Raw genomic sequence first — 12,620 nt, 5'->3', positions numbered from 1 at the left:
AGGACCCGCCGGACCACCCGATCGGGTGCAAGGCCCCCGTCAGGGGCCCGCCCCGAGCGTGCGAGGGGCGGGGGGAAGGGGTCCTCCTAGAGGTACTGGCCGCCGCCGGGGCGGGTGTCCGGGCTGGTGGAGCCCGGGGGCAGGGCCTTGCGGCGCATCTCCTCCAGCTGGGCCCGGGCGGCCATCTGCTGGGCGAACAGCGCGGTCTGGATGCCGTGGAAGACCCCTTCCAGCCAGCCGACCAGCTGGGCCTGGGCGATCCGCAGCTCGGCGTCCGAGGGCGTCTCGTCCTCGTTGAACGGCAGCGCGATGCGCTCCAGCTCCTCGCGCAGCTCGGGGGCCAGGCCCTGCTCGAGCTCGCGGATGGAGGAGGCGTGGATGTCGCGCAGCCGGTTGCGGCTGGCGTCGTCCAGGGGAGCGGCGCGGACCTCCTCCAGCAGCTGCTTGATCATCGTGCCGATCCGCATGACCTTGGCCGGCTGCTCGACCAGGTCACCGATGCCGCCCATGGCGTCGCCGTCGCCGTCGTCGTAGGGGGCGGGTGCCGCCCCGACCGGCTGGCCGTCCGGTCCCACGACGAGGACCTGCTGCGCCCGGGGGTCACCGCTGCCTGGTGCTGTCATGCCCCCCATCCTGCCCCGGCCCCGGACGGACGTGCCGAGGTGCCCGGTGGGGGCCCGGTCGAACTACGCTCCCGGGCATGGCGTCGGGGGAGGGCCAGCTGGACGTGGCCCGGGTCCGGGGGCTGTTCCCGGGTCTGTCCGACGGTCTGGTGCACGCCGAGGGACCCGGCGGCTCACTGGTGCCCGAGAGCGTGGTGCGGGCGGTCTCGCAGGCCATGCGGGTGCCGATCGCCGACCGCGGCGGGGTGTTCGCCCCCTCCGCGCGCGCCGAACAGCTGGTCTCCGGTGCCCGCGCGGCGATCGCGGACCTCGTCGGCGGGGTGCCGGCCGGCGTCGTCCTGGGTCCGAACATGACCACGCTGACCTACGCGGTGGCCCGGGCGCTGGCCAAGCACTGGCGGCGCGGCGACGAGATCGTGGTCAGCCGGCTCGACCACGACGCCAACGTCCGGCCCTGGCTGCAGATCGCCGCCGAGTTCGGCCTGGTCGTCCGGTGGGCCGAGGTCGACATCGAGACCGGGGAGCTGCCGGACTGGCAGTACGACGAGCTGCTCACCAGCCGCACCCGGCTGGTCGCCGTCACCGCGGCCAGCAACGCGATCGGCACCTGCCCGGACGTCGCCGCGATCGCGTTGCGCGCCCACCGGGTCGGGGCCCTGGTGTTCATCGACGGGGCGCACGCCGCCCCGCACGCGCTGCTGGACGCCGGCGTCCTGGGCGCGGACTTCCTGGCGCTGTCGGCCTACAAGTGGGGCGGCCCGCACGTGGGCGCGGTGGTGGCCCACCCCGGCCTGCTCGAGGAGCTGCACCCGGACAAGCTCGTGCCCGCGCCCGACCGGGTGCCCGACCGGTTCGAGCTCGGCGCCCCGCCCTACGAGCTCTACGCCGGCGTCGCGGCCTCCGTCGACCACCTGGCCGGCCTGTGCCCGGAGACCGAGGGCACCCGGCGCGAGCGGCTGGCCACCTCGATGACCGCGGTGAGCCTGTACGAGAGCGCGCTGTTCGCCCGGCTGGACCGCGGGCTGCGGTCGATGGGGCACGTGCAGGTGCTCGGCGAGCCCCGGTACACCACGCCGACCCTGTCGTTCACCGTGTCCCGGCTGCGCCCGCGGGCGGTGGCCCGGGAGCTGGCCCGCCGCGGCGTCTGCGCCTGGGACGGCGACTTCTACTGCCGCGAGCTCTTCGACGCCATCGGGGTCAACGAGTCCGGCGGGGCCGTGCGGCTGGGCCTGATGCACTACAACACCGTCGAGGAGGTCGAGCACCTGCTCGACTGCGTCGCCTCGCTGCGCTGAGCGGAGTGGATCCGTGCAGGTCACCTGCACGGATCCACTCCGCTCACGGCACGAGCAGGACCTTGCCGATGTGGGTGCTGGACTCCAGCAGGGCGTGCGCCTCGCCGGCGCGGGACATCGGCAGCCGGCGGTCGACGACCGGGCGGATCACGCCGCGCTCGACGTCGGGCCAGACCTCGCGCCGGACCGCGGCGACGATCTCGGCCTTGCCCCCGGGCCCGGTCGCCGGGCGGGACCGCAGCGCGGTGGCCGTCACGCTGCCCCGCTTGGCCAGCAGCCTCCCCAGGTCGAGCTCGGCGCGCGCGCCGCCCTGCATGCCGATCACCACCAGCCGTCCGCCGTCGGCCAGGACGTCGACGTTGCGGGCCAGGTAGGCCGCGCCCATGTTGTCCAGGACGACGTCCGCGCCGTGCCCGCCGGTCGCCGTCCGGACCGCCTCGACGAAGTCGGTGTCCCGGTAGGCCACGGTGATGTCGGCGCCCAGCTCGCGGCAGAAGGCGAGCTTCTCCGGGCTGCCGGCGGTCACCGCGACCCGGGCGCCGGCGCGGGCGGCGAGCTGGACGGCCATCGTGCCGATGCCGCTGGACCCGCCGTGGACGAGGAACACGTCACCGGCGCGCAGCCCGGCCAGCATGAACACGTTCGACCAGACGGTGCAGGTGACCTCGGGCAGCGCGGCGGCGGTGGCCAGCTCGACCCCGGCCGGGCGGGGGAGCAGCTGACCGGCCGGGACGGCGACCCGCTCGGCGTACCCGCCGCCGGACAGCAGCGCGCACACCTCGTCGCCGACCGCCCAGCCGGTGACGTCGGCGCCGACCTCGCCGATCACGCCGCTGCACTCCAGGCCGAGCACCTCCGAGGCCCCCGGCGGCGGCGGGTACTTCCCCTGCCGCTGCATGAGGTCGGCCCGGTTGACCGCGGCGGCGGTGACGTCGACGAGCACCTCGCCGGGCCCGCAGACGGGGTCGGGCGCCTCGCCCCAGCCGAGCACCTCGGGGCCGCCGGGGGAGCTGATCGTCACCGCACGCATGCCCCGACCCTAGGACGGGGCGGCCCGGGCCCCCAGGGCGGTGCGCAGTTCGCCGACCAGCTCGGCGGCCGCCTGGGGCGCCGACCGGCACAGCCAGGGGTGGTCGAGGTAGCCGTGCGGCATGCCGACGTACTCGGTGAGCCGCACGGGGACGCCGGCCGCCCGGAGCACGGCGGCGTAGCGCACGCCGTCGTCCCGCAGCGGGTCGTGCTCGGCGACCTGGACCAGCGCCGGCGGCAGCCCGGTGTGGTCGGGCGTCAGCAGCGGGGAGGCGTAGGGCTCGACCGGGTCGGCCCCGGCCAGGTACCGGGCCGCGAAGTCGAGCATCGTGGCCCGGGTCAGGACCGGCGCGTCGGCGTTCTCCTGCATCGACGGGCTCGACATCGTCAGGTCCGTCGCCGGGTAGAGCAGCGCCTGGACGGCGATCGGCGGGCCGCCGCGGTCCCGGGCCATGAGGCTGACCACGGCGGCCAGGTTGCCGCCGGCGCTGTCGCCGAGGACTGCCAGCCGGGTCGCGTCGCCACCGAGCTCCTCGGCCCGTGCCGCGACGTCGGCGGTGGCGGCGAGGCAGTCCTCGGCGGCGGCCGGCCAGGGGTGTGCCGGTGCCAGCCGGTAGTCGACCGAGACGACGACGGCGCCGACCCCGGCGGCGACGGTGCGGCACAGCCGGTCCATGGCGTCCAGCGAGCCGAGGACCCAGCCGCCGCCGTGGAAGGCCAGCACCAGCGGCAGCGGGCCGGTGGCGTCGGCGGGCCGGTAGGTGCGCGCCGCGAGCGGGCCGACCTGCCCGGCCACCGTCCCGTCGGTCACGGTGAGGGGGCGCGTCGGGCCGAGGAGACCGTCGGTGACCGGGCCGCGCCGGAGGGGGTTGCCGCCGAGGGCGGCCAGCCACCCCTGCGGCACCCCGGTGCGCGAGGCGGCCCGCATCAGCCGGCCGAACACCTGCACGCGGGCGTCCAGCCCGACCATGCCCCACCTCCCCGGCGTCCTCCGGATCCTGGCACCCCGTCCTGGGGCGGGTCAGGCGAGGCCGCGGGTGGTGCGCGTCGGCGGCCGGTCGCCGCGGATCGAGGCGACCATGTCCAGCGTCTGCCGCGTGGCGGCCACGTCGTGCGCCCGGAACACCCGGGCACCCAGCCAGGCGCTGACCGCCGTCGCGGCCAGCGTGCCGGTCAGCCGGCCCTCCACCGGGACGTCGAGGGTCTCCCCGACGAAGTCCTTGTTCGACAGCGCCACCAGCACCGGCCAGCCGGTCGCGACCAGCTCGTCGAGCCGGCGGGTGGCCTCCAGCGAGTGCCGGGTGTTCTTGCCGAAGTCGTGCCCGGGGTCGACGAGCACCCGCTCCGGGTCGACCCCGGCGGCCACGGCGGCCTCGGCCAGGGCCGTCGTCCGGCGCACGACGTCGGCCACCACGTCGTCGTAGGTGACCCGGTGCGGCCGGGTGCGCGGCGGCAGGCCGCCGGCGTGGGTGCAGACGATCCCGGCGCCGGCCGCTGCGGCGACCACCGCCAGCTTCGGGTCGACCCCGCCCCAGGCGTCGTTGACCACGTCGGCGCCGGCGGCCAGCGCCTCGCGGGCCACCTCGGCCCGGTAGGTGTCGATCGAGATCGGCAGCGCGGGGTGTGCAGCGCGGATCCGCGCGACCAGGTCGACGGTGCGGCGGATCTCCTCGGCCGGGTCGACCTCCGCACCGGGTGCGGCCTTGACCCCGCCGACGTCGACCATGTCCGCGCCCTCGGCCACCACCTGGTCGACCCGGGCCAGCGCGGCGTCCAGGCCGAAGGTGGCGCCGCGGTCGTAGAAGGAGTCGGGGGTGCGGTTGACGATGGCCATCACGACCAGCCCGCCGTCGGGGACGTCGAGGGAGCCGATGCGCAGCACGCCGTCACCCAACCACGCCATGATCTGCACCCATGACCGAGTTCCCCGCTGCGCCCGACCGCGTCGACCCGCCCTACCTGGACGGCGAGCGCGACGCCGTCCGGGCGTGGCTGGAGTTCCACCGCGAGACGCTGCTGCACAAGTGCGCCGGCCTGACGACCAGGCAGCTGGGTGAGCGGTCGGTGCCACCGTCGGCGCTCAGCCTGCGGGGGCTGGTGCGACACATGACCGACGTCGAGCGCGGGTGGTTCCGCGGTGTGCTGGACGGTCAGGACGCCCCGGACCTCTACAGCTCCGCCGGCGACCCGGACGGCGACTTCGACGGCGTGGGCCGGGACGTCGACGTACCCGACGCCGAGGCCGCCGTCATGCGGGAGATCGCCGCGTTCAGCGCCGAGTGCACGGCCAGCCGGACGATCGCAGACGGCTTCGCCTCGCTGGACGACGTGGGCCGAGGGCGCACCAGCCGCAGCGGGGACCAGGTGTCGGTGCGCTGGGTGTACCTGCACATGATCGAGGAGTACGCCCGGCACAACGGCCACGCCGACCTGCTCCGCGAGCGCATCGACGGCGTCACCGGCGACTAGTCCAGAGCCGCCGCCGCCAGAGGGCGAAAGTGGCCACTTTCGCCCTCTGGCGGCCATGTCGGTCACCGCAGCTGCGTCAGCGGACGGCGCCCCAGGGGAGGACGGCGTGGACGCCGACGACCTCGTTGACCACCTGGGTGACCCGCAGGTCGACGACCACGCTGGCCAGCGCCAGGGCGTCGGAGCGGCCGATGCCGTGCACCGCGGCCATCACGTCGAGCATCGCGTCCAGCGCGACCGCCATCGCCTCGTCCAGGTCGTCGGCCACGCCCATGGTCACCCAGCCGGCCGGCGTCCGGGCCACGGGCGTGCGGACGGGTGCGCCGAAGAGGTCCGGCAGCACGTCCAGATGCAGGTCGACGGCGTCCATCGGGCACTCGATCGCCGTCCCGGCCACCTCGCCGTCGCCCTGCGCGGCGTGCCCGTCGCCGACCGACAGCAGCCCGCCGGGCACGGTCACCGGCAGGTACAGCGTGGAGCCGGCGACCAGCTCGCGGCAGTCGATGTTCCCGCCGTGCCAGTACGGCGGGATGGTCGAGTGCCGGCCCGGCTCGGCCGGCGGCACGCCCATCACGCCGAGGAAGGGCCGCAGCGCGACCGAGTGGCCGGCGTGGTTGCGGCCGACGCCGGCGGTGGCGTCGAGGGTCCATCGGTGCACCTTGGGGTCCGCGGTCACCCCGAGCCGCTCGTTGAGCGCGGTGGACCGCAGCCCCACGTACGTGGTGCCGAACGCCCCGGGGACGACGTCGTCGATGCGGACGGCGAGCACCTGGCCGACCTCCGCGCCGGCGACCGCGACCGGCCCGGTGAGCGCGTGCCCGGCCGCCGGGTCGTGCGCCGGGTGCCGGGGGCGGGCGGCCAGCCCCGCGGTGGTGTCCGGGCCGGTGTAGGGGCCGCTGTTCCAGCCCGAGTCCAGCGTGCCGATGCGCACCGTCGTCCCGGGCTCGACGGTCAGCGCGGGCGGCAGGGAGGGGTCCCAGTGCCCGTGCAGCGTGCGCTCGTCGGGCATCAGGACGTGGCGGGGCTCCATGCGCCCATCCTGGCGGAGTGACCTGGTGCCGCTGACGGCGGCGGATCCACTCCGCTCAGCACGACGCCCCCGCCCGCGCGCCGACGGTGAGGTCGGCGGCGCGGACGGGGGCGCGGTCAGTGCTGAGGTGGCCCGGATGCCGGGCCCCGCGTCACTTGACGGGGACGGCGGCAGCGGCCTTCTTGAGGTTCGAGCCGGCGGTCACCTTGGCGGTGTGGGCCGCGGCGATCTCGATCGACTCACCGGTCTGCGGGTTGCGGCCGGTACGGGCCGAGCGCTGCGAGCGCTCGACGGTCAGCAGACCCGGCAGGGCGACCTTGTCGCCGCGGGTGATGGCCTCGACGAGCTCCTCCTGGAGACCGTTGATCACGGAGTCGACCGTGGCGGTGGGGACGTCGGCGCGCTTGGCGATGGCAGAGACGAGTTCGGCCTTGTTCATCGTGGTTCCTCTCGAAGTGGGTTCTCGCGGCCGGCCCCGGTGGAGCGGTCGCAGCTCGTGTCGCGCCCGGTACGACCGGTCGCGTCCCGGCGTCCGCGGGGACGTCCGGGTCCTCCACGGTGCCCTGCCGCCCTGCACCGGGTGCGCGGCGGGGGTCCTGTGGGGCGGATCTGGGCCGTCCCCGGCGTCGACCGGGAACGGCGGGCACGTTGCCACGAGAAGTGGGTCATGGCCAGCCGGAGGCCCGGGAATCCGCGGTTTTCCGGTTCAGCCGTCACAACCGTCACGTTTCCGCGGCCGTCGCGTGCAGCCACGGCGTCCGGCGGGGGACCGACCCCCACCGGCGAGTGGTGGGTGTCGGAGGGCCCTTCTAGCGTGGGGGCATGCCTCAGCTGCCCCGCACCGACCTGACCGTCAGCGACCTCTGCCTGGGCGGCAACGTCTTCGGGTGGACCGCCGACGAGCCGACGTCCTTCGCCCTGCTCGACCGTTTCCTCGACGCCGTCCCCAGCACGCAGTCACCGTTCGTCGACACCGCCGAGATGTACGGCAACGGCGTCTCGGAGACGATCCTGGGCAACTGGATGGCCGAGCGCGGCGTCCGTGACCGGATGGTCGTGGCCACCAAGGCCAGCCCGGGGGAGAAGGAGCACCCGCTGTCCGCGGCCGAGATCCGGGACGCGTGCGAGCGGTCGCTGCGCAACCTGCGGATCGACACGATCGACCTGTACTACGCCCACTACGACGACCAGACGACGCCACTGGAGGAGACCCTCACGGCCTTCGACGAGCTGGTGCAGGCGGGCAAGGTCCGGTACGTCGCGGCGTCCAACTACACGGCCGAGCGGCTGACCGAGGCCCTCGACACCGCCGACCGGCTGGGCGTCACCGGCTACGTGGCGCTGCAGCCGCACTACAACCTGATGGAGCGCCCGGTCTACGAGGACGCGCTGGCCGGTGTCGTGGCCGAGCGCGGGCTGGGTTCGATGCCCTACTTCGGGCTGGCCAAGGGCTTCCTGACCGGCAAGTACTCCGCCGGGGAGACCATCGACTCGCCGCGGGCCAAGGGCGCGGCGCAGTACGTGGGCGAGAAGGGCGACCGGGTGCTGGCCGCCCTCACCGAGGTCGCCGAGGCGCACGCGGTCACCGGCGCGGCGGTCGCACTGCGCTGGCTGGCCGACCAGCCCGCCGTCACCGCCCCCATCGCCAGCGGCCGCTCGGTCGAGCAGCTCGCCGACCTGCTGCCGATGCAGGACCTGGTGCTCACCGACGACGAGCGCCAGCGCCTCACCGACGCCAGCGCCTGACGAGGGTGGGCTGCCGCAGGCAGCCCACCCTCGTCATCGGCCCCTCCGCAGGGACCCGCGGCGTGCGGAGCGCGTCGTGGGGGGCGGAGGGGTCCTTCGTCAGGCGAAGACGATCGAGGCGCGGACCTGCTCGACCAGCTCGGGCGGGACCGTGGTCAGCCCGTGGTCGGCGGACGCGTGCGCGGCCACCTGGGAGAGGACGGCTCCGTCGTCGGGGCCGGTGAACGTCTGGGTGCAACCGGGGACGACGTCCCCGCAGGCAAAGCTCTTCATCGCAGCTCCGGGTGATCAGGAGGGCCCGGCCGCCGGACGGGGTCGGGAGCAGTGGGTCAGCCGGCGGCGGCGGCCGCGGCCAGGTCCTCGACGCGCAGCAGGCCGACGACGGTGCCGGAACGGTCGGTGCACAGCACCGGGTCGAAGCGGTGCACCGGCGCGCGGGTGAGCGCCCGCTGCAGCGTCTCGGTGACCGGGGCCGAGGGCGGGACGCGCAGGGAGACCGGGGCCCGGTAGGCGGCGTTGGTGCGCGGGTCGGCGAGCACCAGCTCCACCGGCACGCCCGTGCGGTCCAGCAGCACGTAGGGCGCCGGGGAGCCCGTCTCCTCGCCGACGTCGAGCTGGCGGACCGGGCGCAGCAGGCTGGCGACGCTCTCGGTGAGCTGCACGCGGGCGACCTGGGCGCGGACGAGCTGCACGACCTCGGGCGCCAGCGGGGCGAAGTGCGGAGTGGGGCGGCCGAGCAGCCAGCCCTGCGCCAGCGGGACGCCGAGCCGGGCGAAGACGGCCAGCTCCCCGACGGTCTCGATGCCCTCGGCGAGCAGCCAGGCGTCGATCCGGCTGGTGAAGGTGCCGACCATCTCGGCGAGTGCGGCCTTGACCGGGTCGGTGTCGGCGCCGGCGACCAGTGCCCGGTCCAGCTTCACCAGCTGGGGCCGCACCTCGGCCAGCTGCTGCAGGCCGGCGTAGCCCGAGCCCGCGTCGTCGATGGCGATCAGTGCGCCGCGGCCGCGCAGCAGGGCGGTCTGCTCGCGCAGCGCGGCGAGGTCGGGGGTGGGCATGTGCTCGGTCAGCTCGACCACGACCCGGCGCAGCGTGGGGGGCGCGGCCAGGGCGGCGGCCACGGGGGCGGTGCCGAGCAGGTGCGGGCTGACGTTGACGGTCAGGAACGTGTCGGGCGGGAGGTCGGGCAGGGCGGCCAGCGCCTTGCGCAGCGCGAGCGCCTCCAGCTCCGCACCCAGCCCGGCCTCGTGGGCGGCGGCGAACCAGACGTCGGGGGTGGCGGTGCCGGGGAACCGGGCCAGCGCCTCGTAGCCGGCGACCGTGGCGCCGGCCAGGTCGACGATCGGCTGGAACACGACGGACAGGTCGTCCTCGCCGGCCAGCAGCGGGCGACAGTCCCAGCGGGGGGAGAGGGTCGACGTCACCTCCTCCTGATCGGCCGCCGCCCGGCGGTGCTTGAGCGGCGGTCCGGCCCGGAGTGCGGGGATCGGGTCGCCGATCTGCCAGCATGGGGGCGTTCGGCACGGGGGACGGCGGTCCGGGGTGGGCGAGAGCTCCCGCCGGGGGACAGGGGAGGTCGACTGGTCGTGTCCGCACCGAGCACGTCGGCCGCGCCCGACCCGCTGACCGACCCGCACCGGGTGGCCGCGGCCCGCCGCCTGCTGGAGGAGGCCGCCGGCCCGGCCGCGTTCGACCGGCTGTCCGCGCTCGCCGCCCGATTGGTCGGTGCGCCGCACGCCAAGGTCACCCTCCTCACCGACTCCGACGTCGTCGTCGGCGGGCACGGGCTGCCGGCCGGTGCGATCGGCGGGCCGGCGTTGCTGACCGGCGCCTTCTCCGCCCTCGTCGTCCGCACGGGCGTGCCGCTGCACGTGCCGACGGCCGCGGCCGACGACCGGGTGGCCCACCTGCCCGGGGTGGTCTCCGGGGAGGTGCAGGCCTACCTCGGGGCGCCGCTGGTCGCCGCCTCCGGGCACGTGGTCGGGGTGCTGGCCGTCTACGCCCCGGAGCCACGCGCCTGGTCCGCCGACGCCGCCGAGCTGCTCGAGCAGCTGGCCGCCTCGGTCGTCGCCGAACTGGAGCTCTCCGCGGCCCGCTCGGCGGTCGGGGCCTCCCTCACCCGGCTCGACGTCGCCCTCGAGGCCGCCTCCGTGGGCACCTGGGACCGTGACCTGCGCACCGGCGCCGTGCACTGGGACGAGCGCAACGCCGCGATCTTCGGGCTGGACGGCGCCCGGACGATCGAGGACGGCGACGCGGTCCTGGTCACCAGCGTCCACCCCGACGACCACGCCCCGGTCCAGGAGGCCATGCGCGCGGCGCTGGCCGGCAGCGGTGAGTTCGCCGTGGAGATGCGCGTGCTGCGCCCCGACGGCAGCGAGCGCTGGACGGTCTCCCGCGGCCGGGTCGTCCGCGACCCGCGGGGCGAGCCGGTGCGGCTGATCGGCACCACCGTCGACGTCACCGACGCCCGTGAGGCCGCGGCCCGGCGGCTGTCGGCGGTGCAGCGCGCGGCGGCGATCGCCGAGGTCGCCGCCGCGCTCGCCAACGCGCAGCGGATGGAGCAGCTCGCCGAGGTCGCGCTGCGCGGCTGCGCGGCCGTGCTCGGCGCCGACGGCAGTGCGCTGGCCGTCTTCGACGCCGGCGGTGGCCCGCTGCGGCTGCACCTGACCAGCCGCCTGGTCGACGCCGTCGAGTCCGGCACCGACGTCGACCTGCCCGCCGGTGGGGTGGAGATCGAGCTGGACGACGAGCTGCCCACCCAGTGGGCGGCCCACCACGGCGAGCGGGTGCTGCTGGCCGACCGGGCGGAGGCGGTGGCCCGGTTCCCGCAGATGGCCGAGGTCGGCGACCTGATCGGGGTGCGCGCCGTGGCGGCGCTGCCGCTGCGGGTCGAGGGCCGGGTGCTGGGCAGCTTCGTCGCCGTGTGGGGTGCGGACCGCACCTTCGCCGACGAGGACGTCGAGCTCCTGGAGGCCCTGACCGCGCAGATCGGGCTGAGCGTCTCCCGGCTGCAGGCCGACGCCGAGCGCGACGCCGCGGTCGAGGCGCTGCGCGCGGCCAACGCCCGGCTCGAGCTGCTCGCCGAGGCCGGCCGGGTGCTGTCGGACACCCTGGAGATCACCGAGCAGCTGGGCCGGCTCGCCGGGCTGGTCGTGCCGGCGCTCGGCGACTGGTGCTGGGTCGTGGTGCCCGACGAGCACGGCCGCATGCGCCAGCTGGCCTCGGCGCACCGCGACACCGACCGCAACCCCGAGCTGGCCGCCTACGTGCGCGCCATGGTCGCCGGCATCACCGACGCCGCGGCCGCGCGGGTCGTCACCCGCACCGGGCGCCCGCTCGTCGTCGGCGCGCTGGACGCGGAGTACGTGCAGCGGGCGCTGCCGGACCCCACGGCCCAGGAGATGCTCGCCCGGCTCGCGCCGGGCTCGGGCATCGTCGTCCCGCTGGCCGCGCGGGGGCGCACGCTGGGCGCGCTGGGCATCTACCGCGACGCCGAGCGCGGTCCGCACACCGACGCCGAGCTGGACACCGCGCTGGAGGTGGGTCGGCGCGCGGGGGTGGCGGTGCACCAGGCGCAGCTGTTCGGTCAGCAGCGCCAGCTGGCGGAGGTCCTGCAGCGCAGCATGCTCACCGCCCCGCCGGCGCCCGACCACTGCGAGATCGCCGTCCGGTACTCCCCGGCCGCGGCCGGGGCCGAGGTGGGCGGGGACTGGTACGACGCGTTCGTCCAGCCCGACGGGGCGACGATGCTGGTCATCGGGGACGTCGTGGGCCACGACAGCGGGGCGGCGGCCGCGATGGGCCAGCTGCGCGGGCTGCTGCGCGGCATCGGCCACCACACCGGCGGCACCCCGGCCGAGGTGCTGACCGGGCTGGACCGCGCCGGCATCGGGCTGGACCTGGACACCCTGGCCACCGCGCTGGTCGCCCGGCTGGAACAGGACGCTCCGGAGCTCGCCAAGGACGAGACCCGGGTGCGTTGGTCGACCGCCGGCCACCCCCCGCCGGTCCTGATCGACGCCGACGGCACGGTCACGCTGCTCGACTGCCAGGACCCCGACCTGCTGCTGGGCGTCGACCCCACCAGCCCGCGCCACGACCGGGTGGCCACCATCGGCCGCGGCGGCACGCTGCTGCTCTACACCGACGGGCTGGTCGAGCGGCGCGACCGCGACCTCGACGCCGGGATCGCCGAGCTGTGCCGGGTCCTCGGCGGGCTGACCGGGCTCCCGCTGCAGCAGTTGTGCGACCAGCTCCTGCAGCGGATGTACCTGCCCGACACCGAGGACGACGTCGCGCTGCTGGCCGTGCGGGTGCACCCGCAGGACGAGCCGCGCCCGCCCGAGGCCGGCCCCCAGGTGGTGCCCCCGGGCATCCCCGCCGCGCCGCCGGTCGTCCCGGGCGCGGGCACCGACCTGGACTGAGCCC

12 protein-coding genes are annotated in these 12,620 nt (G+C 76.0%); 4 read left to right on the top strand and 8 right to left on the bottom strand.

What is annotated here, in order from left to right:
* Window positions 1–86: 86 nt before the first annotated feature.
* Window positions 87–623: a bacterial proteasome activator family protein gene (locus O2W14_RS18975; protein ID WP_269177690.1), complete on the bottom strand. Its 537-nt coding sequence runs from the start codon at window positions 621–623 to the stop codon at window positions 87–89.
* Between the two features lie 77 nt (window positions 624–700).
* On the opposite strand from O2W14_RS18975, the gene O2W14_RS18970 reads away from it, so the two are divergent.
* The gene (locus O2W14_RS18970; RefSeq protein WP_269177689.1) at window positions 701–1,918 is read left to right on the top strand and encodes a cysteine desulfurase-like protein; all 1,218 of its coding nucleotides are present in this window, start codon (window positions 701–703) and stop codon (window positions 1,916–1,918) included.
* A gap of 43 nt (window positions 1,919–1,961) precedes the next feature.
* Here O2W14_RS18970 and O2W14_RS18965 read toward each other — a convergent pair whose 3' ends face one another.
* Genes O2W14_RS18965 through folP form a run of 3 tightly spaced genes read right to left on the bottom strand, consistent with a single transcriptional unit; the run spans window position 1,962 to window position 4,850 of the window.
* Complete coding sequence (locus O2W14_RS18965; RefSeq protein WP_269177688.1) at window positions 1,962–2,948, bottom strand: NAD(P)H-quinone oxidoreductase; 987 nt, start codon at window positions 2,946–2,948, stop codon at window positions 1,962–1,964.
* Between the two features lie 9 nt (window positions 2,949–2,957).
* Window positions 2,958–3,917 carry an alpha/beta hydrolase gene (locus O2W14_RS18960; RefSeq protein ID WP_269177687.1) on the bottom strand — a complete coding sequence of 320 codons (960 nt, stop codon included), beginning with the start codon at window positions 3,915–3,917 and terminating at the stop codon, window positions 2,958–2,960.
* Between the two features lie 51 nt (window positions 3,918–3,968).
* Window positions 3,969–4,850, bottom strand: a complete 882-nt coding sequence (folP, locus tag O2W14_RS18955) for a dihydropteroate synthase (RefSeq protein ID WP_269177686.1) — start codon at window positions 4,848–4,850, stop codon at window positions 3,969–3,971.
* 11 nt (window positions 4,851–4,861) lie between these two features.
* On the opposite strand from folP, the gene O2W14_RS18950 reads away from it, so the two are divergent.
* Window positions 4,862–5,416 carry a DinB family protein gene (locus tag O2W14_RS18950; protein ID WP_269177685.1) on the top strand — a complete coding sequence of 185 codons (555 nt, stop codon included), beginning with the start codon at window positions 4,862–4,864 and terminating at the stop codon, window positions 5,414–5,416.
* A gap of 76 nt (window positions 5,417–5,492) precedes the next feature.
* Here O2W14_RS18950 and O2W14_RS18945 read toward each other — a convergent pair whose 3' ends face one another.
* Together O2W14_RS18945 and O2W14_RS18940 are read right to left on the bottom strand one after the other, a co-directional pair.
* Window positions 5,493–6,446, bottom strand: a complete 954-nt coding sequence (locus O2W14_RS18945; RefSeq protein ID WP_269177684.1) for an acetamidase/formamidase family protein — start codon at window positions 6,444–6,446, stop codon at window positions 5,493–5,495.
* 151 nt (window positions 6,447–6,597) lie between these two features.
* The gene (locus tag O2W14_RS18940) at window positions 6,598–6,885 is read right to left on the bottom strand and encodes an HU family DNA-binding protein (RefSeq protein ID WP_237492505.1); all 288 of its coding nucleotides are present in this window, start codon (window positions 6,883–6,885) and stop codon (window positions 6,598–6,600) included.
* A 383-nt stretch (window positions 6,886–7,268) separates the two neighbouring features.
* On the opposite strand from O2W14_RS18940, the gene O2W14_RS18935 reads away from it, so the two are divergent.
* Window positions 7,269–8,192: an aldo/keto reductase gene (locus O2W14_RS18935; protein ID WP_269177683.1), complete on the top strand. Its 924-nt coding sequence runs from the start codon at window positions 7,269–7,271 to the stop codon at window positions 8,190–8,192.
* Between the two features lie 99 nt (window positions 8,193–8,291).
* Here O2W14_RS18935 and O2W14_RS18930 read toward each other — a convergent pair whose 3' ends face one another.
* Window positions 8,292–8,465, bottom strand: a complete 174-nt coding sequence (locus O2W14_RS18930) for a DUF1059 domain-containing protein (RefSeq protein WP_269177682.1) — start codon at window positions 8,463–8,465, stop codon at window positions 8,292–8,294.
* A 56-nt stretch (window positions 8,466–8,521) separates the two neighbouring features.
* Window positions 8,522–9,613, bottom strand: coding sequence for an EAL domain-containing protein (locus tag O2W14_RS18925; RefSeq protein ID WP_269177681.1), 1,092 nt, complete (start codon window positions 9,611–9,613; stop codon window positions 8,522–8,524).
* Between the two features lie 162 nt (window positions 9,614–9,775).
* Here O2W14_RS18925 and O2W14_RS18920 point away from each other — a divergent pair, with 162 nt between their 5' ends.
* Entirely contained in the window at window positions 9,776–12,616 is a 2,841-nt protein-coding gene (locus O2W14_RS18920) for a SpoIIE family protein phosphatase (RefSeq protein ID WP_269177680.1), read from the top strand.
* Window positions 12,617–12,620: the final 4 nt, after the last annotated feature.

The organism is Modestobacter sp. VKM Ac-2986 (assembly GCF_026967795.1).
GTDB lineage: Bacteria > Actinomycetota > Actinomycetes > Mycobacteriales > Geodermatophilaceae > Modestobacter.
Note: the sequence above shows the minus strand (reverse complement) of the source record. Positions and strands in the feature narration are given on the sequence as shown.

What these genes read in the sequence shown, in the direction of transcription:
- O2W14_RS18975 (WP_269177690.1), bottom strand. Translation starts at nt 623, where the DNA reads ATGACAGCACCAGGCAGCGGTGACCCCCGGGCGCAGCAGGTCCTCGTC.
- O2W14_RS18970 (WP_269177689.1), top strand. Translation starts at nt 701, where the DNA reads ATGGCGTCGGGGGAGGGCCAGCTGGACGTGGCCCGGGTCCGGGGGCTG.
- O2W14_RS18965 (WP_269177688.1), bottom strand. Translation starts at nt 2,948, where the DNA reads ATGCGTGCGGTGACGATCAGCTCCCCCGGCGGCCCCGAGGTGCTCGGC.
- O2W14_RS18960 (WP_269177687.1), bottom strand. Translation starts at nt 3,917, where the DNA reads ATGGTCGGGCTGGACGCCCGCGTGCAGGTGTTCGGCCGGCTGATGCGG.
- folP (WP_269177686.1), bottom strand. Translation starts at nt 4,850, where the DNA reads ATGGCGTGGTTGGGTGACGGCGTGCTGCGCATCGGCTCCCTCGACGTC.
- O2W14_RS18950 (WP_269177685.1), top strand. Translation starts at nt 4,862, where the DNA reads ATGACCGAGTTCCCCGCTGCGCCCGACCGCGTCGACCCGCCCTACCTG.
- O2W14_RS18945 (WP_269177684.1), bottom strand. Translation starts at nt 6,446, where the DNA reads ATGGAGCCCCGCCACGTCCTGATGCCCGACGAGCGCACGCTGCACGGG.
- O2W14_RS18940 (WP_237492505.1), bottom strand. Translation starts at nt 6,885, where the DNA reads ATGAACAAGGCCGAACTCGTCTCTGCCATCGCCAAGCGCGCCGACGTC.
- O2W14_RS18935 (WP_269177683.1), top strand. Translation starts at nt 7,269, where the DNA reads ATGCCTCAGCTGCCCCGCACCGACCTGACCGTCAGCGACCTCTGCCTG.
- O2W14_RS18930 (WP_269177682.1), bottom strand. Translation starts at nt 8,465, where the DNA reads ATGAAGAGCTTTGCCTGCGGGGACGTCGTCCCCGGTTGCACCCAGACG.